At 33.8% G+C, this 20698-nt stretch carries 15 protein-coding genes; 6 read left to right on the forward strand and 9 right to left on the reverse strand.

Annotated elements, in window-relative coordinates; genetic code table 11:
- Positions 1–82 precede the first annotated feature (82 nt).
- Entirely contained in the window at positions 83–1426 is a 1344-nt protein-coding gene (gene purB, locus EQG63_RS07120; RefSeq protein ID WP_129435668.1) for an adenylosuccinate lyase, read from the forward strand.
- A gap of 74 nt (positions 1427–1500) precedes the next feature.
- Here the strand turns inward: purB and guaB are convergent, their stop codons facing one another.
- Positions 1501–2973, reverse strand: coding sequence for an IMP dehydrogenase (gene guaB / locus EQG63_RS07125; protein WP_129435669.1), 1473 nt, complete (start codon positions 2971–2973; stop codon positions 1501–1503).
- 74 nt (positions 2974–3047) lie between these two features.
- Here guaB and EQG63_RS07130 point away from each other — a divergent pair, with 74 nt between their 5' ends.
- On the forward strand, positions 3048–3806 hold the full coding sequence (locus tag EQG63_RS07130) for a hypothetical protein (protein WP_129435670.1): 759 nt from the start codon (positions 3048–3050) through the stop codon (positions 3804–3806).
- Positions 3807–3902: 96 nt separating this feature from the next.
- Here the strand turns inward: EQG63_RS07130 and EQG63_RS07135 are convergent, their stop codons facing one another.
- Complete coding sequence (locus EQG63_RS07135) at positions 3903–4904, reverse strand: T9SS type A sorting domain-containing protein (RefSeq protein WP_129435671.1); 1002 nt, start codon at positions 4902–4904, stop codon at positions 3903–3905.
- Between the two features lie 75 nt (positions 4905–4979).
- Positions 4980–5843 carry a beta/alpha barrel domain-containing protein gene (locus tag EQG63_RS07140; RefSeq protein ID WP_129435672.1) on the reverse strand — a complete coding sequence of 288 codons (864 nt, stop codon included), beginning with the start codon at positions 5841–5843 and terminating at the stop codon, positions 4980–4982.
- A 151-nt stretch (positions 5844–5994) separates the two neighbouring features.
- Between EQG63_RS07140 and EQG63_RS07145 the strand changes: the two genes are divergently transcribed.
- Positions 5995–6606 carry a SatD family protein gene (locus tag EQG63_RS07145; RefSeq protein WP_129435673.1) on the forward strand — a complete coding sequence of 204 codons (612 nt, stop codon included), beginning with the start codon at positions 5995–5997 and terminating at the stop codon, positions 6604–6606.
- Positions 6603–7310, forward strand: a complete 708-nt coding sequence (locus EQG63_RS07150; protein WP_129435674.1) for a DUF3307 domain-containing protein — start codon at positions 6603–6605, stop codon at positions 7308–7310. The genes EQG63_RS07145 and EQG63_RS07150 overlap by 4 nt, the downstream gene beginning before the upstream one ends.
- Here EQG63_RS07150 and EQG63_RS07155 read toward each other — a convergent pair.
- Both EQG63_RS07155 and EQG63_RS07160 read right to left on the reverse strand, forming a co-directional pair.
- Positions 7293–8315, reverse strand: coding sequence for a quinone-dependent dihydroorotate dehydrogenase (locus EQG63_RS07155; protein WP_129435675.1), 1023 nt, complete (start codon positions 8313–8315; stop codon positions 7293–7295). The genes EQG63_RS07150 and EQG63_RS07155 overlap by 18 nt on opposite strands.
- Positions 8316–8409: 94 nt before the next feature.
- A complete protein-coding gene (locus EQG63_RS07160) occupies positions 8410–11040 on the reverse strand; it encodes a valine--tRNA ligase (protein WP_164974476.1) in 2631 nt (876 codons plus the stop codon).
- A gap of 267 nt (positions 11041–11307) precedes the next feature.
- Here EQG63_RS07160 and EQG63_RS07165 point away from each other — a divergent pair, with 267 nt between their 5' ends.
- The gene (locus EQG63_RS07165; protein WP_129435676.1) at positions 11308–11712 is read left to right on the forward strand and encodes a DUF1573 domain-containing protein; all 405 of its coding nucleotides are present in this window, start codon (positions 11308–11310) and stop codon (positions 11710–11712) included.
- A gap of 42 nt (positions 11713–11754) precedes the next feature.
- Here EQG63_RS07165 and EQG63_RS07170 read toward each other — a convergent pair whose 3' ends face one another.
- Positions 11755–13065 carry an aspartyl protease family protein gene (locus EQG63_RS07170; RefSeq protein WP_129435677.1) on the reverse strand — a complete coding sequence of 437 codons (1311 nt, stop codon included), beginning with the start codon at positions 13063–13065 and terminating at the stop codon, positions 11755–11757.
- Positions 13066–13188: 123 nt separating this feature from the next.
- On the opposite strand from EQG63_RS07170, the gene EQG63_RS07175 reads away from it, so the two are divergent.
- On the forward strand, positions 13189–14382 hold the full coding sequence (locus tag EQG63_RS07175) for a pyridoxal phosphate-dependent aminotransferase (protein WP_129435678.1): 1194 nt from the start codon (positions 13189–13191) through the stop codon (positions 14380–14382).
- Positions 14383–14424: 42 nt separating this feature from the next.
- Here the strand turns inward: EQG63_RS07175 and ypfJ are convergent, their stop codons facing one another.
- The 3 genes from ypfJ to EQG63_RS07190 all read right to left on the reverse strand — a co-directional run bounded on the left by ypfJ (position 14425) and on the right by EQG63_RS07190 (position 20658).
- On the reverse strand, positions 14425–15282 hold the full coding sequence (gene ypfJ, locus EQG63_RS07180) for a KPN_02809 family neutral zinc metallopeptidase (protein WP_129435679.1): 858 nt from the start codon (positions 15280–15282) through the stop codon (positions 14425–14427).
- A gap of 49 nt (positions 15283–15331) precedes the next feature.
- Positions 15332–19285, reverse strand: coding sequence for a PAS domain S-box protein (locus EQG63_RS07185; RefSeq protein ID WP_164974477.1), 3954 nt, complete (start codon positions 19283–19285; stop codon positions 15332–15334).
- Between the two features lie 143 nt (positions 19286–19428).
- On the reverse strand, positions 19429–20658 hold the full coding sequence (locus EQG63_RS07190; protein ID WP_235827817.1) for a glycosyltransferase: 1230 nt from the start codon (positions 20656–20658) through the stop codon (positions 19429–19431).
- Between the last annotated feature and the right edge of the window lie 40 nt (positions 20659–20698).

Below are 20698 nucleotides of genomic sequence, written 5' to 3' on the forward strand. Positions count from 1 at the left end.
GCGAATAAAAACTTATGACTTTTGCCTTTTGGCTTGTGACTAAAAAAAGTATCTTTGCCCTTTCTTAAACAACACACAACAAATGCAACTAACTGAATTGAATGCTATTTCGCCAATTGACGGTCGTTATAGAAATAAAACTGTTTCCTTAGCTCCTTATTTTTCAGAAGAAGCCTTAATCAAATACCGCGTTTTAATTGAAGTAGAGTACTTTATTGCGCTTTGTGAAGCCAATTTGCCGCAACTAGCCACTGTTGATAAAGGTCTTTATGGAAATTTGAGAAACATCTACGAAAACTTTTCTACCGAAGATGCTTTGTGGATTAAAGAAACGGAAAAAACGACCAATCACGACGTTAAAGCGGTGGAATATTTTATCAAAACCAAATTTGATGCGTTAGGTTTACAACAATACAAAGAGTTCATCCACTTCGGATTGACTTCTCAAGATATCAACAACACTGCTATTCCGCTTTCGACGAAAGATGCTTTTGAAAAAGTGTACTTACCAAGTTTAATTGGTTTGGTTTCGAAATTAAAAGAATTGAGTGTAGAATGGAAGGACATTCCAATGTTGGCTCGAACGCACGGACAACCCGCCTCTCCTACTCGTTTAGGTAAAGAAATTCATGTTTTCGTAGAGCGTTTAGAAGAACAAATGCGTTTGTTATTCAACGTGCCTTTTGCTGCTAAATTTGGTGGTGCAACTGGAAACTATAATGCTCACGTTGTCGCTTATCCTAATAATGATTGGAAAGCGTTCGGAACTAATTTTGTGGAAGACATTTTAGGTTTACATCATTCATTCCCAACGACTCAAATTGAACATTACGATCATTTTGCAGCCTTTTTCGATGCGTTGAAACGTATCAATACCATTTTAATTGATTTGGATCGAGATATTTGGACCTATGTTTCGATGGAATATTTCAAACAAAAAATCAAAGCAGGAGAAATCGGTTCTTCGGCCATGCCACATAAAGTAAATCCGATTGATTTTGAAAATTCGGAAGGAAATTTGGGTATTGCCAACGCTATTTTCGAACATTTATCAGCAAAATTACCTATTTCAAGATTACAACGCGATTTGACTGATAGTACGGTTTTGAGAAACATTGGAGTACCAATGGGGCATACTTTAATCGCTTTTGAAGCCACTTTAAAAGGATTAAACAAATTGTTATTGAATGAAGATAAATTCGCCGAAGATTTAGAGAAAAACTGGGCCGTTGTTGCGGAAGCAATTCAAACCATATTGCGTCGCGAAGGCTATCCAAATCCTTATGAAGCGTTGAAAGATTTAACGAGAACCAATTCGGTAATCAACAAAGAATCGATTCACGCGTTTATCGAAACCCTAAATGTTTCAGATGCCATCAAAGCAGAATTAAAAGTGATAACTCCAAGTAACTATTTGGGGATATAATAAAAAATATCTGACAGGTTTTTGAAATCTGTCAGATATAATTAGGTTTCAGAAACCCGTCAGATATATATCAGTTATCTCGAATAATTTGGCGCTTCTTTCGTAATTGTTACATTGTGTGGGTGACTTTCACCAATTCCACTAGCCGTAATACGTACAAATCGACCCGTAGCTTGAAGTGCTTCGATATCTTTTGATCCACAATACCCCATTCCAGCGCGAAGTCCACCAATAAACTGAAGCATACTTTCGTTTAATTCGCCTTTGTATGGAACACGTCCAACAATTCCTTCTGGAACTAATTTTTTCACATCGTCTTCTACATCTTGGAAATAACGATCTTTAGAACCTTCTTTCATTGCTTCTACCGAACCCATTCCTCTATAGGACTTGAACTTACGTCCTTCAAAAATAATGGTCTCTCCCGGTGATTCTTTCGTTCCAGCTAATAATGAACCCAACATCACACAATCGGCTCCAGCAGCAATGGCTTTCGGAATATCACCCGTATAACGAATTCCACCATCAGCGATAACGGGAACACCAGTCCCTTTTAAAGCGGCAGCCACTTCAAGCACGGCAGAGAACTGAGGAAAACCTACACCGGCAACCACACGTGTCGTACAAATCGAACCCGGACCAATACCTACTTTCACTGCATCAGCGCCATTTTCGGCTAAATACAAAGCGGCTTCTGGAGTGGCAATGTTACCTACTACTACATCCAAATCAGGAAATGCGGCCTTTACTTGTTTTAATACATCTACCACCCCTTTGGTATGTCCGTGAGCCGTATCAATGATCACTGCATCCACACCTGCATTCACAAGCGCGGTAGCTCTTTCCACAGCATCGGCAGTAACACCTAAAGCAGCGGCTACACGCAAGCGACCAAATTTATCTTTATTAGCATTTGGTTTTTGAGTAAGTTTGGTAATATCTCTAAACGTGATTAATCCGACTAATTTATAGTCGCTATTCACTACTGGAAGTTTTTCAATCTTGTTTCCTTGTAAAATTTCTTCCGCTTGTCCAAGTGTAGTGCCTTCGGGAGCCGTTACCAAATTTTGTGAAGTCATTACTTCGGTAATCGCTCTTTCGTTATTTTTTTCGAAACGTAAATCTCTGTTGGTGACAATTCCTTTTAATGTCATAGCATCATCCACAACTGGAATACCACCGATCCCATACTTGTGCATGGCTTCTTTAGCATCTCCAACGTTCGCATTTAAAGGTAAAGTCACAGGATCAATAATCATCCCACTCTCGGCACGTTTTACTTTGCGTACTTCGGCAGCCTGCTTTTTGATCGACATGTTTTTATGCAAAACACCAATCCCACCTTCTTGAGCCATAGCAATAGCCATAGCACTTTCGGTTACCGTATCCATAGCTGCAGACACGATAGGTGTATTTAATGTGATGTTTCTTGAAAATTTAGTTTGAATACTTACTTCGCGAGGAAGCACTTGAGAATAGTTAGGAATTAGCAGTACGTCGTCGTAAGTTAACCCTTCACCGATAATTTTAGTTGTGTGTGCGTTCATTTGCAATTTGTAATTAAATTGCCAGCAAATGTACATAAAAAAAACGAAAAGATAATAAAAACAATTACCCTTAAATGAATGCATTATCATTACTAATATTCGAAATAGTTATTATTTCGGGAGCCATTCTTTTTTTACATAAACTACGCAATCATTTAGGGATTGGACTATTACTAATTTTCTTAGGAACCGTTCAATTTTATCAAACCGTTTTAGCTTCAAGTGTTTATAATGAAATTTTTGATGGAGTTGTGGTTTCTCCAGGTTCGGCTATTTTATTTACCTCAACCTTATTCAGTGTCCTTTTAATTTTTCATACAGAAGGAGTTAAAGTCACACGAACAGCTATTTTTGGCGTTTTGCTTTCAAATGTGCTGTTATCCATACTCTCCATAATTACCTTATACCAACTTAAAGTCGACGATTTCTCTGTTTTTCAAGATTATTTGAATGAAATTTTAAATTTTGATGTGACTTTGTTCTTAATAGGAACTTGCTTGTTATTATTTGATTTGTTTTTAATTGTAATTATTTACCAATTTTTAAATCTGAAATTGAAAATGGTCAATACTATTTTTAAAATCTATATTCCTTTGAGTTTGGTTGCCTTATTTGATTCGGTGATGTTTTACGGAATTAACTTCTTCTCAATTGAAACCAACTTAAACTTATTGTTTTCCAACGTTATTGGAAAACAAATTGCAACCCTTTTATTCAGTATTTTTTTGTTTTTCTATTTGAAATTTTCCAAATTATTATTGCCAAGAGAAATTCCCAACAATTTAGACGATGTCATTGCTGTTTTTACCTTTGATGACAATAACGCTAAGTAATTAATGGTAAATGGTGAAAATTTTTAAAGCCATTATCTTAGAGAAAGTAATTTAATTCTAAACTCCACTTGGAAAACAATTAGTTTAAAATAAAGACTATTTTTTTATTAATTTGCCAACTTTAACCCCTTTAGAAGTTTCAACTTTTAAAAAGTACACTCCACTTTCAAATTTTTCCAATGAAATTGGTTGTTGATTTTTAGAAGTTTCAAAAAGTAATTGTCCCTTAATATCAAGCAATGTTATTTTTTTTATTTCATTGTTTGCATCATTAATATAGATATTATCTGTTGTAGGGTTAGGGTAAAAAGTCACCAACTTACTATTTTCTACTATATTTTCTTGGTTGCTTAAAAGCAAATTGCTAGCCGTTGCTCGCATCTCAACATTATCATACAGCACAACCGAAGAATTGAAATTATTGGCACCTAATAAACAAAAATAGTCAACGGTTTTAGGATCAACATTAATGAGTGTTGCGCTAGCAATCACTTTATCAAAACCAGGGCCTTTAAATCGGGCTTCACCTGTAATTTTATTAAAACTCATTCCCAATCGAACCCATGTGTTTTCAGGAAGAATAATTTCTGTATTGTTTAATTCAAAATAGTTATTGGTAGGGGTGCCATTAAGGTTACTATATACTAGCCCCATTAGTTTATTTGTGTCGGTTTTAAAGTCGAAACCAGCAAGTATTTTATTATATGTATTGTCTAAAATTTTTAATCCATGCTCTGATTCAATACCTGAATCGTTACCTGTAAAAAAATCAAACTCAACTTCAACAATGTTGTTTCCAAAATTTCTATTTGGCCATAAATTAACAAAGTTATTACTCCATGCCGTTCTGTAATCTGAAGTGAAAGAGTATCCCGTAACTTGAAGTGCTTTACCATTTGATGAATTAGAATCTATAATTTGGAAATCTGATAATAAAGAACAAAACGTATAATACCCGCCTTGTCCAGGAACACTTCCTTGAACATCCCCCCCTAGGTTACCTATTTCTAAAGCCTCAAAATTATCATAAGAAAGTTGTTGGGCGTTTGCATTAATTACAAAAAGAAAAATAACAAAAGTGTAAAATTTAGAAATCATGGTTTAATTGTACTTCGAATTTGGATCGCAAAAATAAAAATTGTGAAGTAAAACGACAAAAAATAAATTCACTTATTAGTGATACTTGGTAAAAATTTTTAAAGCTTCATTATAAGCACTTTCAAAACTCATGGCGCTTAAATTATGTGCTTCTTTTTGAGCCGTAAAATAGGAAAGCAACTTCTCTGTAGGCATGTTCCCTGTTAGTTTATCGGTAGCCATAGGACAACCTCCAAACCCTTGAATCGCTCCATCAAATCGAACGCATCCAGCTTTATAGGCAGCTTCTACCTTTTCATGCCATTTATCAGGCGTGGTATGCAAGTGCGCACCAAACTCAATTTGCGGATATTTCGGAATTAAATTGGAAAATAAATAATCAATCACTTCCGGAGTTGAAGTGCCGACTGTATCGGAAAGTGATAAAATCTTAACGCCCATGTTGGCCAATTTTTCGGTCCACTCGCCAACAATTTCAACATTCCAAAGATCTCCATACGGATTTCCAAAGCCCATCGAAATATACGTCACCACTTCCTTATTCGATTTATCAGCAATATTTAAAATTTCCTGTAACGTCACCAATGATTCGGCTATCGTTTTATGGGTATTTCGCATCTGGAAATTCTCAGAAATGGAAAACGGAAAACCTAAATATTTAATTTCTGGATGAATGGAAGCATTTTCTGCTCCTTGCGTATTGGCAATAATTGCTAATAATTTACTTTCAGTCTTCGATAAATCTAACTTCGCTAAGACTTCGGCTGTGTCTTGCATTTGTGGAATGGCTTTTGCCGACACAAAACTTCCAAAATCAATCGTATCAAACCCTACACGCAATAACGATTGAATGTATTGTACTTTTTTATCTGTAGGTATAAAATCCTTGATGCCTTGCATGGCATCTCGTGGACATTCGATAAGTTTGATTTTTTTCATTTCGAATCCAAAGATACTAAAACTTATAAAGTTTCAAAACTCATTTTTTCATTACGTTATTCGGTAATAATTAAAAATATTACGTTATTTGGTAATAATTAAAAATATTACGTTATTTGGTAATATTAAATATCTTTTATATATTTGATTTATGACAAGTATAATTACAGGAGACATCATAAAGTCCAGAAAATTAAAAACTTCCGAGTGGATGGAGGGTTTTAAAACATTTCTAAGCACATTTGGAAAAAATCCAAGTGATTGGGAAATTTATCGTGGGGATGAATTTCAATTGGAAGTCAAAAATCCGAAAGAAGCCTTTATTGCTGCAATTCTTATTAAAACCTATTTAAAAAGCGTTAAGCTAGATGCTCGAATGAGTATTGGAATTGGCGATAAAAGTTATGATGCACAAAAAATTTCGGAGAGTAATGGCTCAGCATTTGTCTATTCTGGGGAAACATTTGAAAGTTTAAAAAAACAAAAAAACACGTTAGCGATTCAAACCAATAGTAACGAATTCAATATTCAGATGAATTTATTATTCAAACTAGGGGTAACTATAGTAGACGGATGGTTGTCACAATCGGTGGAATTTGTCATAAGCGCATTACAAAACCCGAATTTGTCACAAGAAGAATTAGGTCAAAAATTAAACATCAATCAAGCTGCTGTAAGTCGAAGAAGAAAAAGAGCACAATTCGATTTACTATTAGAACTGAATGAATATTATAAATCCCAAGTAGCATTATTAAGCAAATGATTATAATCGTAAAAATACTACTCGCACACCTATTGGGTGATTTCATTTTTCAACCGACTAAATGGGTAGAACATAAAGAAACGCATAAACTAAAAAGTAAATATCTTTATCTGCATAGTCTATTCCATGGAGTTCTGGCGGCACTATTCGTTTTTGAAACACAATTCATTTTATACGCAGTAGTTTTACTAATTATTCATGGAATAATTGATGCCCTTAAATTACATTTCCAAACGAACAAAACCAAAAGAGGATGGTTTATTGCAGACCAAATGGCGCATTTAACTTCAATTGTAATCATAGGAATAGTATATCAAGACATGCTAATTGATTTTAGCATAATCCACCCAAATTATTGGCTGCTTATTGTTGGAATCGTGTTCTTGACTAAACCCGCTTCAATACTTATACGAACACTGATTTCCATATGGGAACCTGAAAACAAAACCAATGATGCATCGCTACAAAATGCAGGCAATTATATCGGAATTTTAGAACGATTATTTGTTTTTTGTTTTATTCTGATTAATCAATTTTCGGCGATTGGATTTTTACTGGCCGCGAAATCAATATTTAGATTTGGCGACTTAACCGAAGCCAAAGACCGAAAATTAACCGAATACGTACTAATAGGCACAATGCTTAGTTTCGGATTGGCTATTGCCATCGGATTAGTAACAAAATACTTATTTCATTCGATTTAAAACCGCTTTATTGATCGATTTTACCAAAGCTGGGCCTTCATAGATAAAACCAGTATACAATTGAATTAGACTGGCTCCAGCTTCGAGTTTTTCTAATGCATCTTCTGGAGAATGAATTCCTCCTACTCCAATAATTGGAAAAGCCTTGTTGCTTTTTTCGGAAAGGAAACGAATCACTTCAGTGGAGCGCTGGGTTAATGGTTTTCCAGACAATCCTCCCATTTCAGATTTATTGACTGATTGTAACCCTTCTCTCGAAATGGTAGTATTGGTCGCAATAACACCTGCAATTTTAGTAACTGCAACAATATCAATAATATCCAGCAATTGCTCATCGGTTAAATCGGGTGCAATTTTAAGAAGAATAGGCTTTTGCTTGGGTTTCGTTACATTTTTATTCTGAAGGGTCTGCAAAAGTGCCGTTAATGGCTCCTTATCTTGCAAAGCTCTAAGGTTTGGAGTATTAGGCGAACTAACATTCACCACGAAATAATCCACATAATCATACAAAGCATCGAAACAAATTTCATAATCAGTAGTTGCTTCTTCGTTGGGTGTTAATTTGTTTTTACCAATATTTCCACCAATTAGAACACCTTTATTTTTCTTTAGTCGCTCAACCGCTTCTTGAACACCTCCATTATTGAAACCCATTCGATTGATAATTGCCGAATCTTCTTTTAAACGAAACAAACGTTTTTTAGGATTTCCTTCTTGTCCTTTTGGTGTAAGCGTTCCAATTTCAATAAAACCGAAACCTAAATTGGAAAGTTCTTGATACAACTTGGCATCTTTATCGAAACCAGCGGCTAAACCTACAGGATTTTTAAATTTCAATCCGAAGACTTCACGCTCCAAACGTTTGTCATTGATTTCATATAAAGATTTGAAAATCGACGAAAAACCGGGAATTCTATTCAGAAAACGAATAAGAGAAAAGGTAAAATAATGTACTTCTTCGGGATCAAACCAAAAAAGTATCGGACGAATGAGTAATTTGTACATAGTTGTGGTATTGTGGTGCAAAAATAGAAATTAGTAGTCAGAATTCAGAATATTTAAAACAAAAAATCCCAAGTCTTATACTTGGGATTTTCTTTTATTTCAAACCAGCTAAACTTTGCTCAATCGTTGCGATTTTTGCTAAAGCATCCGCTTCTTTCTTACGTTCGTTTTCAATAATCTCTGCTTTCGCATTGGCCACAAACTTTTCATTTGATAATTTAATCTGTACCGATTTCAGGAAACCATTAATATAGTTTAACTCTTCGGTTAGTTTAGCGATTTCGGCCTCTACATCAATATTTCCAGTAATTGGAATAAAATATTCGTTTGAATTTACTCGGTAAGACAAAGCGCCATCCACTTTTTCAGAAACATATCCTAATTCCGAAACGTTTCCTAATTTAGTGATTACTGAATCAAAATAAGTTGAAGCTTTTTCTGCATTTACTACTTTTAATTCGATAGAATCTTTCATCGGAATGTTCTTGTCTTTTCGTATCGTTCTGATTCCGGAAATTACTTCTGTGGCAAAATCGAAATCCGAAATTAACTTTTCATTTACAGAGGTCATTTTTGGCCATTCGGCAATAATTAACGCTTGTTCTGGCGTTCTGTCAGCAATATACTGCCATATCTCTTCCGTTAAGAAAGGCATGAATGGATGTAACAATTTCAAGTTGGCTTCCAACATTTCGATTGCTTTCGCAAAAGTGACACTGTCGATTGGTTGTTGGTATCCTGGTTTGATCATTTCTAAGAACCATGAACAGAAATCGTCCCAAACCAATTTATAAATGGCCATTAAGGCATCCGAAATTCTGTATTTATCGAAGTTATCTTCGATTTCCAACAATGCTTTTTGCAACTTTGCTTCGTACCATTCGATAGCAACTTTAGACGATTCTGGCTGAGGAATGGCATCCGAAACTTCCCAACCCGTAATTAATCGGAAGGCATTCCATATTTTATTGGCAAATCCTTTTCCTTGGTTGCATAATTCTTCATCAAACAAAATATCGTTTCCGGCAGAAGCACTCAAAAGCAATCCAACACGAACTCCATCGGCACCAAATTTTTCAATTAGCCCTAATGGTTCTGGAGAGTTTCCTAGTGATTTCGACATTTTACGTCCTTGTTTATCACGAACTAATCCTGTTAAATATACATTCGTAAAAGGTTTTTCACCAGCATATTCGTAACCCGCAATAATCATACGCGCTACCCAGAAGAATAAAATATCTGGACCTGTCACCAAGTCATTTGTTGGATAATAGTATTTGAAATCCTCATTTTCAGGCTCCATAATTCCTCCGAAAACAGCCATTGGCCATAACCAAGAAGAGAACCAGGTATCTAAAGCATCCGCATCTTGCGTCAAATCAGAAGCTTGTAATGAAGTATTTCCTGTTTTTTCTTGTGCTAATTTTACAGCATCGTTAATATTTTCAGCAACTACGAAATCTTCTTTTCCATCGCCGTAGAAATACGCAGGAATTTGTTGGCCCCACCACAATTGACGGGAAATATTCCAATCACGGATATTATTTAACCAATGCGCATACGTATTATTAAAACGGCTCGGATATAGTTTAATTTCATCCGATTCTAAAACCGCTTTGATGGCTGGTTTCACCAAATCTTCCATACGCAAGAACCATTGATCCGACAAACGAGGTTCGATAACCGCTTTTGTTCTTTCTGAAGTTCCAACATTATTAATGTGATTTTCTGTTTTCGCCAAAGCACCAATAGCTTCTAATTCTTTTGAAATTTCTTCACGAACCACAAAACGATCTTTTCCTTCGTAATGCAATCCGAAACTATTCAAAGAAGCATCTTCATTAAAAATATCGATGATTTCCAAATGGTGCTTTTCTCCTAACGCTTTATCGTTTACATCGTGAGCAGGTGTTACTTTCAAACAGCCCGTTCCGAATTCCATGTCTACATACTCATCAAAAATGATTGGAATGACACGGTTACAAATAGGAACAATTGCTTTCTTCCCTTTTAAGTGGAAATAACGCTCGTCTTCCGGATGAATACAAATAGCAGTATCTCCCAAGATAGTTTCAGGACGTGTCGTTGCAATGGTTACAAACTCATTCGTCCCTTCTATTTGGTATTTTAAGTGGTATAGTTTTCCTTGACGTTCTTCGTAAATAACTTCTTCATCAGATAAAGTAGTTTTCGCTTCTGGATCCCAGTTTACCATTCGGTAACCGCGATAGATCTGACCTTTATTATACAAATCAACAAACGAACGAATTACAGACGCTGACATGTCAGGGTCCATAGTAAACTTTGTTCTATCCCAATCACAAGAACAACCTAGTTGTTTTAATTGTTCCAGAATAGTTCCGCCGTATTTGTCGGTCCATTCCCAAGCATGTTTCAAAAATTCTTCACGAGTTAAATCGTTTTTGTTTATTCCTTCTTCTTTTAGTTTGGCAACTACTTTTGCTTCGGTAGCAATAGATGCGTGATCGGTTCCAGGAACCCAACAAGCGTTGAATCCTTTTAAACGGGCACGACGAATTAATACATCCTGAATCGTATTATTCAACATGTGTCCCATGTGCAACACACCCGTAACATTGGGTGGTGGAATAGTAATAGTGTATGGTGTTCTATGGTCTGGTTTGGAATGAAAATAGTTGTTTTTCATCCAGTAATCGTACCATTTTTGTTCTACAGTTTTGGCATCAAATTGAGCTGGTATCATTTTAAATTTAGATTTTTGATTTAAGATTTCAGAATACAATTCTGATTTATAATTACAATAGTGATTTGTAACTTTTTACTAATTAAAAAGTTAGATAATGGAGTCTTAACTAGTTGACTCGCTCCTGAAGAAATATGCTAAATAAACTTTGGTACACTTTTTGTAATTTACTATGCAAAAGTAAGTAAACTACACTAATATAAAAAGTGCGTCAAAAATATTTGTAAGTTTACGAAAACAAAGTAATTTTACTTTAAATAAAAAATTATGAAAAAAATTGTAGCAATAATAGTAATGCTTGTTTTGAGCATCTCAGTTCAAGCACAATCGGGAGCGAGAATTGAATTTAAAGCTCAAGACAATACTATTGATTATGGTAATGTTTCGAAAGAGACTGACAATGGGATTAGAATATTTGAATTTACCAATACAGGAGATGCACCATTAATTATAAAAGATGTAAAATCTTCTTGTGGTTGTACAGTACCTTCTAAGCCTAAAGACCCTATTTTACCTGGAAAAACAGGAAAAATTGAGGTAAAATATAACATGAACCCTGGACCTATTAGAAAAACAATAACGGTAGAAAGTAATGCCGTTAACGCTGAAGGTGGCTTAGTTGCGATAAAAATTAAAGGACTCGTAATAACACCTACTTCGGGAGGTAAATAAAATTGACAAAAAAATTAAAAGCCACTTTTCAGTGGCTTTTTTTTATAATATCTTTTTCAATTGAATTTTAGCTTTAAACAACTTGTTGTTTCTTTCGTATTCTATGGTAACCCATTTTCCTTCTTCTGATTGTAAGATTTGATTGATCTCATATAGTTTATACTTGTAGGCAAGTGTTCCATTTATCTTTTTTAATTCATCCCCTTTTTTTATTCCTGCAAGTGCGGCTGGAGAATCAGGACGAACTGATAAAACAACCAATACAGGTTTAAGTGAAAAATTATATTTGAATTTGGTTGGTAAGTCGGTAGCTGAAACATCAATTTGAAGTACGTTTGTAAACAACTCTACTTTTTCTTCCACATATTGCATTCCCGAATGCTCTAATTCCATTCCACTCATATTATAATTGAATGGATCGTTAAAATTGGAGTTCTTATCCAGAAATATTTTTTCGTTTTTATAATCATATACCACATTAAAACGTCTTAAAACACCCGAACCTAAAGAGCCTTTTCTATTATTAACAAAATTTACTCCAAATAAAGATGCTTCATTGGGGAATGAAACAGTAGGTTGTTGAATGACAAAATCTTGAATTTCAAGACTTTCCAATCGAGCTCTTTTTCCAAAAATATCACCACTAAATCCACGTCCTAAAAAATCATCAAAAAAGAGAGAGGGCGCTTTAATTTTAGTATCTTCAAACAACCAAATAGCGTCACTATTCCCAGTATCTATGAGCATTTTTGTTTCTATTTTTTCATTGTTCAAAACCGAAATTAAACTTACATAAGGTTTTTGTGCTTCTAAAGTTATGGGTATGGATGTCCGCTTTTTTAATCTTTTACTAGTAGATTTAGCTTCGTGTGGATAGACATAAACTCTTTTTTTAGCATAATTGATTTCAACCAAATTTTCTTTAAAGAAAGTATATCCAATAATACCATGCACCGGAATTCCGAGCTGAGAAGAAAAATTAATATTTTCATCTAAAATAATATATACTTCATGCTCTAAATCAACATAATTTTTAATTATCAGTTTATTTTTGGACGATTTTAAAGCATCAATAGCCTCTCCACTACCCAATCCTTTTATTTTAATTTTCTCAATGTTGTCAAAATTGATAGAATCGGTTTCATCTAAGCTAAACAATACGGTGTTTTCAACTCCTGTATCTAATAAAAAGTTCAAATTAGCACCATTTAAATTTACTGGAATGATGACCAGATGATTACTTTCTATAAAAGGGATAGACGCTTTTTTCCCTTCATTAGCAAACCTAAAATGTGATTGGGAAAACAATAGGGATGAAAAAAGAAGAAGGGCACAATGGTATAACAAATTCATAAAAAAGCTTTCTATAAAGTTACAATAAATTCGCACAAAAATAGGAGATTTAACAAATTTGCAACATTTTTTAAATTTCTATTTGAATAAAAAATTGCAAATTTGCATTTCAAATTCATTATCATGCCTAAAATATCAAATAAAGGTCAACAAATGCCCGAATCGCCAATTAGAAAATTGGTTCCGTATGCTGAGATTGCAAAGAAAAAAGGACATAAAGTATATCATTTAAATATTGGTCAACCCGATATTAAAACACCTGATGTTGCTTTACAAGCTATCAAAAATACCGATATTAAAGTACTAGAATACAGTCATTCTGCAGGATTTGACAGCTATAGAACAAAATTAGCTTTGAGTTATCAAAAAATTGGTTTACCAATTAACAAAGAAGACATCATCGTAACTACTGGGGGATCGGAAGCCCTTTTATTTGCCATGGGAAGTACTATGGATCAAGGTGATGAAATCATTATTCCAGAGCCATTTTATGCAAATTATAACGGTTTTGCAACGGCTTCAGGGATAAAAGTAATTCCAGTAATTTCAGGGATAGAGTCAGGATTCGCACTTCCTCCTATTTCCGATTTTGAAAAATTAATTACTCCAAAAACCAAAGCGATATTAATATGTAATCCAGGGAATCCTACTGGTTATTTATATTCTGAAACAGAAATTCAACAATTAGCAGCATTAGTTAAAAAACATGATTTGTTTTTAATTGCTGATGAAGTATACCGCGAATTCGTTTATGATGAAGGAGCAAAACATTACTCAGTAATGGATGTGCCGGGAATAGAAGAAAACGCGATCATGATTGATTCGGTTTCTAAACGCTATAGTATGTGTGGCGCAAGAATTGGTTGTATTGTTTCTAAAAACGGAGCTGTTATGGCTACAGCGATGAAATTTGCCCAAGCACGTTTATCGCCACCAACCTACGAACAAATTGCAAGTGAAGCAGCTTTAGACACTCCACAAAGTTATTTTGACGAAGTTATCGACGAATATAGAGATCGCCGTGATACACTAATTACGGAAATGAATAAAATTCCAGGCGTAAAAATTGCCACTCCAAAAGGTGCTTTTTATTGTATTGCACAACTTCCTGTTAAAGATGCGGATGATTTTGCACAATGGCTATTAGAATCGTATGATTTTAATGGAGAAACGGTTATGGTTGCTCCAGCTGCAGGATTTTATTCGACACCCGGGATGGGGAAAAATGAAGTTCGAATTGCGTATGTTCTAAAAAAAGAAGACATCGTCAAATCGGCTCAAATCTTAGGAGAAGCCTTAAAAGTATATCAAGGGTAAATAAAAAGTCAGGAAAATTAATCCTGACTTTTTTATTTTATTTTATTTTAATTCGGCAAAAGTATCGCCTTGCTTTAAATCACCAGTTTGATACCCTTTCATAAACCAGTGCTTACGTTGTTCTGAAGTGCCATGGGTAAATGATTCAGGAACCACATAACCCTGCATTCGTTCTTGTATAGCATCATCACCAACAGCTTGAGCGGCACTTAAAGCTTCATCGATATCATCGATATCTAAATTTTGTTGGTTGTGTTTTGCCCAAACTCCTGCATAAAAATCGGCTTGTAATTCCAGTGCTACAGACAAACGATTCCCTTCTTCTTTACTCATTTGCGCTTGCAATTGACGTACTTTGTTGGACGTTCCTAAAACGGTTTGAATATGATGTCCCACTTCATGAGCAATCACATACGCAATGGCGAAATCACCACCTTTTGCTCCAAAACGTGTTTGAAGTTCATTGAAAAAAGCCAAATCCATGTAGACTTTTTCATCCCCAGGACAGTAAAAGGGTCCAGAGGCTGCCGATGCAGAGCCACAAGCAGTTTCAACAGCATCTGTGAACAATACCATTTTAGGTTGACGGTATTGTATGTTGTTTTCGGCCATAATTTTACCAAAAATATCTTCGGTGTCGGCAAAAACGGTAGCCACAAATTCTCCCACAGCTTTATCTTCTTCCGAAAGTTCACTGGTACGAGTTCCGGTTGTAGTAGTTTGTTGTTGGTTCATTTGTTCTAACATTGGAGTGATCATTTGACCTGTTTCGCCTCCAAATAAATTCAGCAGTAAAATAATAATACCTAATGCTCCACCTCCGGCAACCACTTTGCCACCAGTTGACATTCCCCTACGGTCTTCTACATTTTCACTTTGACGTCTACCTTGCCATTTCATATTATAAATTATTTAGTTCTATTGTTATTTTTATAAATATATACAATTCTTATTTTTTTAGCCATTTAATCAAAACATTTTCAAACAAATCTTTATTGACGGGCTTTGAAATATAATCATTCATTCCCGACTCGATACATTTTTCTTTTTCTCCTTTAATCGTTCCGGCAGTTAACGCAATTATAAGAACATCTCGATTGAATTTTCTGATTTCTTGCGCGGCTTCATAGCCATTTAAAACGGGCATTTGAATATCTAAAAGTATTACATTTGGATTTACTTCTTTACATTTTTCCACTCCAATTTTTCCATTACTCGCTTCAAACAAAATAGCATTTGGCACAATTTTGCCTAACAAAGTACGTGCCAACATCATATTAATCTTGTTGTCTTCTACAATTAATATTTTTATTGGTAACAACAAATCTTTTTCAAAGTGTTGTGAAACGTTTTCAAATTCAACTACTAAATCGTTCACATCTATGGTTTCAAAATCACTTTGTTTATCTGAGAAATTAAGATTTAAATCGAAATAAAAAGTACTTCCTTTCCTATAATTACTATCTAATTCAAGTTTAGAACCCATTAATTTTAGAATATTATTGGAAATAGAAAGCCCTAAACCTGTGCCTCCGTATTTACGTGTTGTGGAATTATCTTCTTGAGAGAAAGGCTCGAATATTTTTTTATGATTATCTTTCTTAATGCCGATTCCACTATCTACAACCATAAATTTCACATTGGCTATATCTTCTGTTACGTAGGCCAATTGTATGATTAATTGCACTTTACCTTTGTCCGTGAATTTTACAGCGTTGGATAATAAATTAAGTAAGACTTGTTTGATTCGTAATGGATCGATTAAGACAAATTGTGGTAAATTTTTATCTATATTTAATTCTAATTGAATTCCTTTTTGTTTGGAATCAAATTTTATAATATCAATTATTTGATTGGCCAATTCAAATAAATCTGTTTTTTGATATTCTAAATCTAATTTTCCGGTTTCGATTTTAGAAAAATCGAGAATATCATTTACTACTTCCAATAATATATCGGCAGATTGATTGACTGTTGAAACATATTCAAGTTGTGTTTTTTCCAATGGAGTTTCTTTTAACAAATCGGTAAAACCAATAATGGCATTCAGTGGTGTTCTAATTTCATGACTCATATTGGCCAGGAAATCAGATTTTGCTTTATTAGATTCTTCGGCTAATTCACGCGCTTTAATTTCGTTTTCAACTTCTTTTTTCTCTGTGATGTCAAAAATAATACCTTCCAAAAACTCTACTTTATCATCTTTGATTACAGCATCACCAAATTCTTCCACCCAGATATATTCCCCATTTTTTCTTCTTAATCGATAGGTTAAATGAAATGGCTTTCTTTGTTTTAAAGAGTTTTTATTTAAATCAATAACCATTTGGGTATCGTCTGGATGTACCAAATCGACTAAAAATATTCTATTTTCAAGAAAATCTTCTTTTGTATATCCTGTTAAATTTTCAATTTCGTCATTCACATAAAGTTTTGTGAATTTGTCATTATCTTGCGACAAGTAAACCGTTCCTGGAATATTATTCGCTAATAATTTGAACCGCTGTTCGCTTTCCAAAAGTAAATTTTCACTATCAATTTTTTCAATAGCTGTAGAGATGTTGTTGGCCAAAATTTGCAATACCCCCACTTCATCTTCTGTCCACACTCTACTGGCCGTACAATCATCTAAACCGATAGATCCATACAATTGGTTTTTAACAAAAATAGGAAACGATAATATGGTTAACGTATTTTGTTCATCGAGCCTTTTCTTGATTACTTCATCTTTAATAGTATCGACGGTGGCAATGAAAGTTTTATTTTGAGAAAAATAATCTAAAAAAAGTGTGTTTTCGGAATGCTTCATATTTTGCAACTCCGGAATATCTATAAGTCTCGTTATAGAATCATTAACCCATTCGCTTTTTAGACTCATCGTTTTTGAAACATCATCATTTTCGAAAAAATAAACACGGTCTACTTTGGTTGCTTTCCCTACAATTTCAAAAATTTCATAGAATATGGATTGAATATCATTACTTGCAAGTAGTTTTACAGTAGTTTTGGCAACGGCTGCTAGGATTTCAGTTTTAATTTCTAATTTATTTTCAGTATCAATTCGTTTGAAGGTTTCGATAGTCAATGAAACGACATCGGCAATTGATCTGGCAAAATTTATATCATCATTATCCCAATCTTTAGGCTCGTGCGTTGTCTCAAAACATAAAATCGAATTTAATTTTCCGTTTGCCATTACAGGTACATTCAACATGGACTTGATATTATTATTTGGAAAATAATCCGTCACATATTCTTTTGTTTTTTCATTAGTATATACATCAGAAGCGACTATAATATTATCATTTTCAAGTGCATCAAAATAAATTGGGCTATCGACTTTACAATCCGAAAATCCTTCAGAAAAACTTTGCTTGTCCAATTCATACATGGAAACACAGTGCAAACTATCTTCATCAACATATTTCCAAAAACTAACTCTATTGATTTGCGTATCTTCTGCAACCGATTTTAAAATGACATCAATTCTTCCTTTAAAAGTTTCTTTTTCTAAAAAAGGTTTTATCACTAACGAATTGATAATTTTATTGAAGTTTTCTAACTTAAATTGTCTCTCGTTTTTTTCAATTTCAATATTTTTTAAAAGGGTAATATCTCTTGCAATGGCAGAAAAACCACTCACTCGATTATCACCATTTTTAATAATGGTTACATTTTGTGAAATCCACATTTCTGTGCCATCACTTTTAACAATCGGAAATTCTAAAGAAGGAATTGCTTCGCCTTGAAGCATATAATATTTGTAAAAATCTTCAACATTCGCTTTATAATCTTCTCTAATAAAAATAGAAAAATGTTGTCCTATGGATGCTTTATGGTGCAGCCCTAATACTTTTTGAGCGTACTTATTGATGAAAACAAACTTACCATATCGATCAATTTCAAAAATAATATCGGTGGCCGATTCAATAAGGTTTTGATATTGATTTTTGGTATTTATACTTTCAGTGACATCTTGACCAATACCAACATAAATTTCTTCTGAATATTTAGAATCTTTCCACTGTATGTATTTGTAACTTCCATCCTTGCATCGCAACTTTCGGGTGTAAAGTTTTTCACTGATTTCATAATCGACTGTTGTAAACTCTTCATCTTGAGTTAATTCCCAAAATTTAAACCCTTTCACTTCTTCAGAAGTATATCCTAATATTTGTACAATATTTTGACTACTATACACTACTTCTCCCGCCTTGTTAACCGCCAAAACTAATGCAGTCCCTTTATTTACAATATTATCTACAAATAAAAAGTTGTCTTTTATTTTCAGATTAACAATATATTTTACGTGATTTATTATTGAAATGGCAAAACCTGTATATAACATAGTTACCATATATACTTTTGGTATGATATTATAATAATATAATACCAGAATTAACGAGAAGCTCAATAAGGAAAATATCCAATAGTTTTTGTTCGACTTAAAAATATTGTAAGACAAAAAAAACAAAATCAGTAAATCAAAATAGGTCGCTGGATAATCTGGATTTTGAAAAATTCTATAAATTGTTAGGCCGTAAAAAGCAAAAAAAAGCAAGGTGAAAAAATCTTTTACATGCTGATAAACAATTCTGAATTTTTTACTTAATAGATAAATCGAAATCAGTAGAACACCGATGAACATATTAATTTCAAACGATTCATTTGGTCGCGTTGAAAAATAATCTAATACAACTTCAATAATCAGAATTGAAATCCCCAAGAATAAAAAATACAATCGAAACTGTTCATTGGAATTTTCAATTTCGAAATAACTCTTAATCAAGTCTTTATTAACCATTTCCTGCTTTTTATTGCGATAAAAAACAAAGGCCAACACCAAACCTAATAAAACTACTGGAAACCACCAATCTTGATAAACAACTTGCTTTATAAGCATAGGAAAACTGTCAAAATTATTTAGTTTGACAGAACTTATATTAAAAATAAATGTAACTCCGGAAGTAAAAATCATCAAATGACTGAATTCGTTACTTTTATGAACCTATCTAATTTACTAAAAAAAATAATATTCCGGCTTGTTTAGCTCTTTTTTTTATTTTTTTCTTCAATCCATTTGGACATAAATTTAGTACTCGAAAAGGATTGCTGTTGTAGCAAGTTTCCTATAAAATTTGATCTTCTGTGAATGTATATTGTTTGGTTTAAACTTAAAATTTTTTCAAAAAAAGCGGGTGCATATTTTTGCTTTGAAAATTTACCGGAGAGTATCGCAGTACCCTTTTGTTGTTTCTCCTTCCAAAGTTGCTGATTTTGATATAGCGCTATGGTCTTTTCTATAAAATCCTCAATTTCATTGGTTACAAATCCATTCCAATTTTCAGCATTTGAAATCCCCTCGGCACCTATAAACGTAGTCACTGAAGGCGTTCCTACTTTCATTGCTTCCAGTAGTTTGCCTTTAACTCCGGCGCCAAAACGCAAAGGCGCCAACATGATTTTGGCTGATTTAATTACCTCTAACGCGTCTTCTGCTCTACCTTTAATGATGAATCCTTCTTTTTCATTGTGAAATTGCAACACTTTTTGGGACGGATAGGCACCGAAGATATATAATTCTGCTTCTGGCAATTGTTTTTTAATTGGAGACCAAATATGTTCTTTCAATTGTTTTACGGCATCCCAATTGGGTTCGTGCAAAAAATTACCAATAAAAACGAAGTGCTGCTTTTCTTCAAAGGTCAAATAGTTGTCATCGGCATTATAGAACATAGGCAAATAATGCAACAGCTGAGCATCTATTTTAAAAACATTTTGCAGTATTCCCATTTCAAAATCAGAAATGATTAAAGACAAATCACAACGATAAATACTCGCAATTTCTCTTTTTGAAACTTCTTCGTTTAATAAATCTTCCAGTTGAAAATCGGTATTTTTCTTGATTGCCATTTGACGTGCCAAACGCAAACAATGCAAATCTTCGGTATCTAAGATTCGGGTGGCATTGGGACAGCTTTCTGCTACACGCCAACCAAACTGCTCTTCGGTCACAAATCGATCAAACAAAACTAAGTCAGGATTTAAATCCGAAATAAAGGAATCAAAACTAGAAGAATTCAATTCTATTTTCTCTTTTTTGATATGTAAGCTTTCTAAATCAAAACTAAAATCACTTTCTTGTGCGGCAGAAGCAAAAACAATTTCAAAATCTTGTTCTAAAAACAAGTTGATTAACTGTAGCATTCGAGTGCCAGCTGCTGAGGATTTTGGCTCAGGCCAAACCAAACCAATAATTAAAAGTGTGCTTTTCAATTGAAATAATTTTATACAAAATAACAACTATAAATTAGTT

The sequence above is a fragment of the Flavobacterium amnicola genome (assembly GCF_004122165.1).
Taxonomy (GTDB): Bacteria; Bacteroidota; Bacteroidia; order Flavobacteriales; family Flavobacteriaceae; genus Flavobacterium; species Flavobacterium amnicola.

Excerpts from the sequence above, each read along its gene's own strand:
- EQG63_RS07185 (WP_164974477.1), bottom strand. The coding sequence starts at position 19,285 with ATGCTTATAAAGCAAGTTGTTTATCAAGATTGGTGGTTTCCAGTAGTT.
- EQG63_RS07170 (WP_129435677.1), bottom strand. The coding sequence starts at position 13,065 with ATGAATTTGTTATACCATTGTGCCCTTCTTCTTTTTTCATCCCTATTG.
- EQG63_RS07165 (WP_129435676.1), top strand. The coding sequence starts at position 11,308 with ATGAAAAAAATTGTAGCAATAATAGTAATGCTTGTTTTGAGCATCTCA.
- EQG63_RS07150 (WP_129435674.1), top strand. The coding sequence starts at position 6,603 with ATGATTATAATCGTAAAAATACTACTCGCACACCTATTGGGTGATTTC.
- EQG63_RS07145 (WP_129435673.1), top strand. The coding sequence starts at position 5,995 with ATGACAAGTATAATTACAGGAGACATCATAAAGTCCAGAAAATTAAAA.
- EQG63_RS07130 (WP_129435670.1), top strand. The coding sequence starts at position 3,048 with ATGAATGCATTATCATTACTAATATTCGAAATAGTTATTATTTCGGGA.
- purB (WP_129435668.1), top strand. The coding sequence starts at position 83 with ATGCAACTAACTGAATTGAATGCTATTTCGCCAATTGACGGTCGTTAT.
- EQG63_RS07155 (WP_129435675.1), bottom strand. The coding sequence starts at position 8,315 with ATGTACAAATTACTCATTCGTCCGATACTTTTTTGGTTTGATCCCGAA.
- EQG63_RS07140 (WP_129435672.1), bottom strand. The coding sequence starts at position 5,843 with ATGAAAAAAATCAAACTTATCGAATGTCCACGAGATGCCATGCAAGGC.
- EQG63_RS07160 (WP_164974476.1), bottom strand. The coding sequence starts at position 11,040 with ATGATACCAGCTCAATTTGATGCCAAAACTGTAGAACAAAAATGGTAC.
- EQG63_RS07175 (WP_129435678.1), top strand. The coding sequence starts at position 13,189 with ATGCCTAAAATATCAAATAAAGGTCAACAAATGCCCGAATCGCCAATT.
- EQG63_RS07135 (WP_129435671.1), bottom strand. The coding sequence starts at position 4,904 with ATGATTTCTAAATTTTACACTTTTGTTATTTTTCTTTTTGTAATTAAT.
- guaB (WP_129435669.1), bottom strand. The coding sequence starts at position 2,973 with ATGAACGCACACACAACTAAAATTATCGGTGAAGGGTTAACTTACGAC.
- ypfJ (WP_129435679.1), bottom strand. The coding sequence starts at position 15,282 with ATGAAATGGCAAGGTAGACGTCAAAGTGAAAATGTAGAAGACCGTAGG.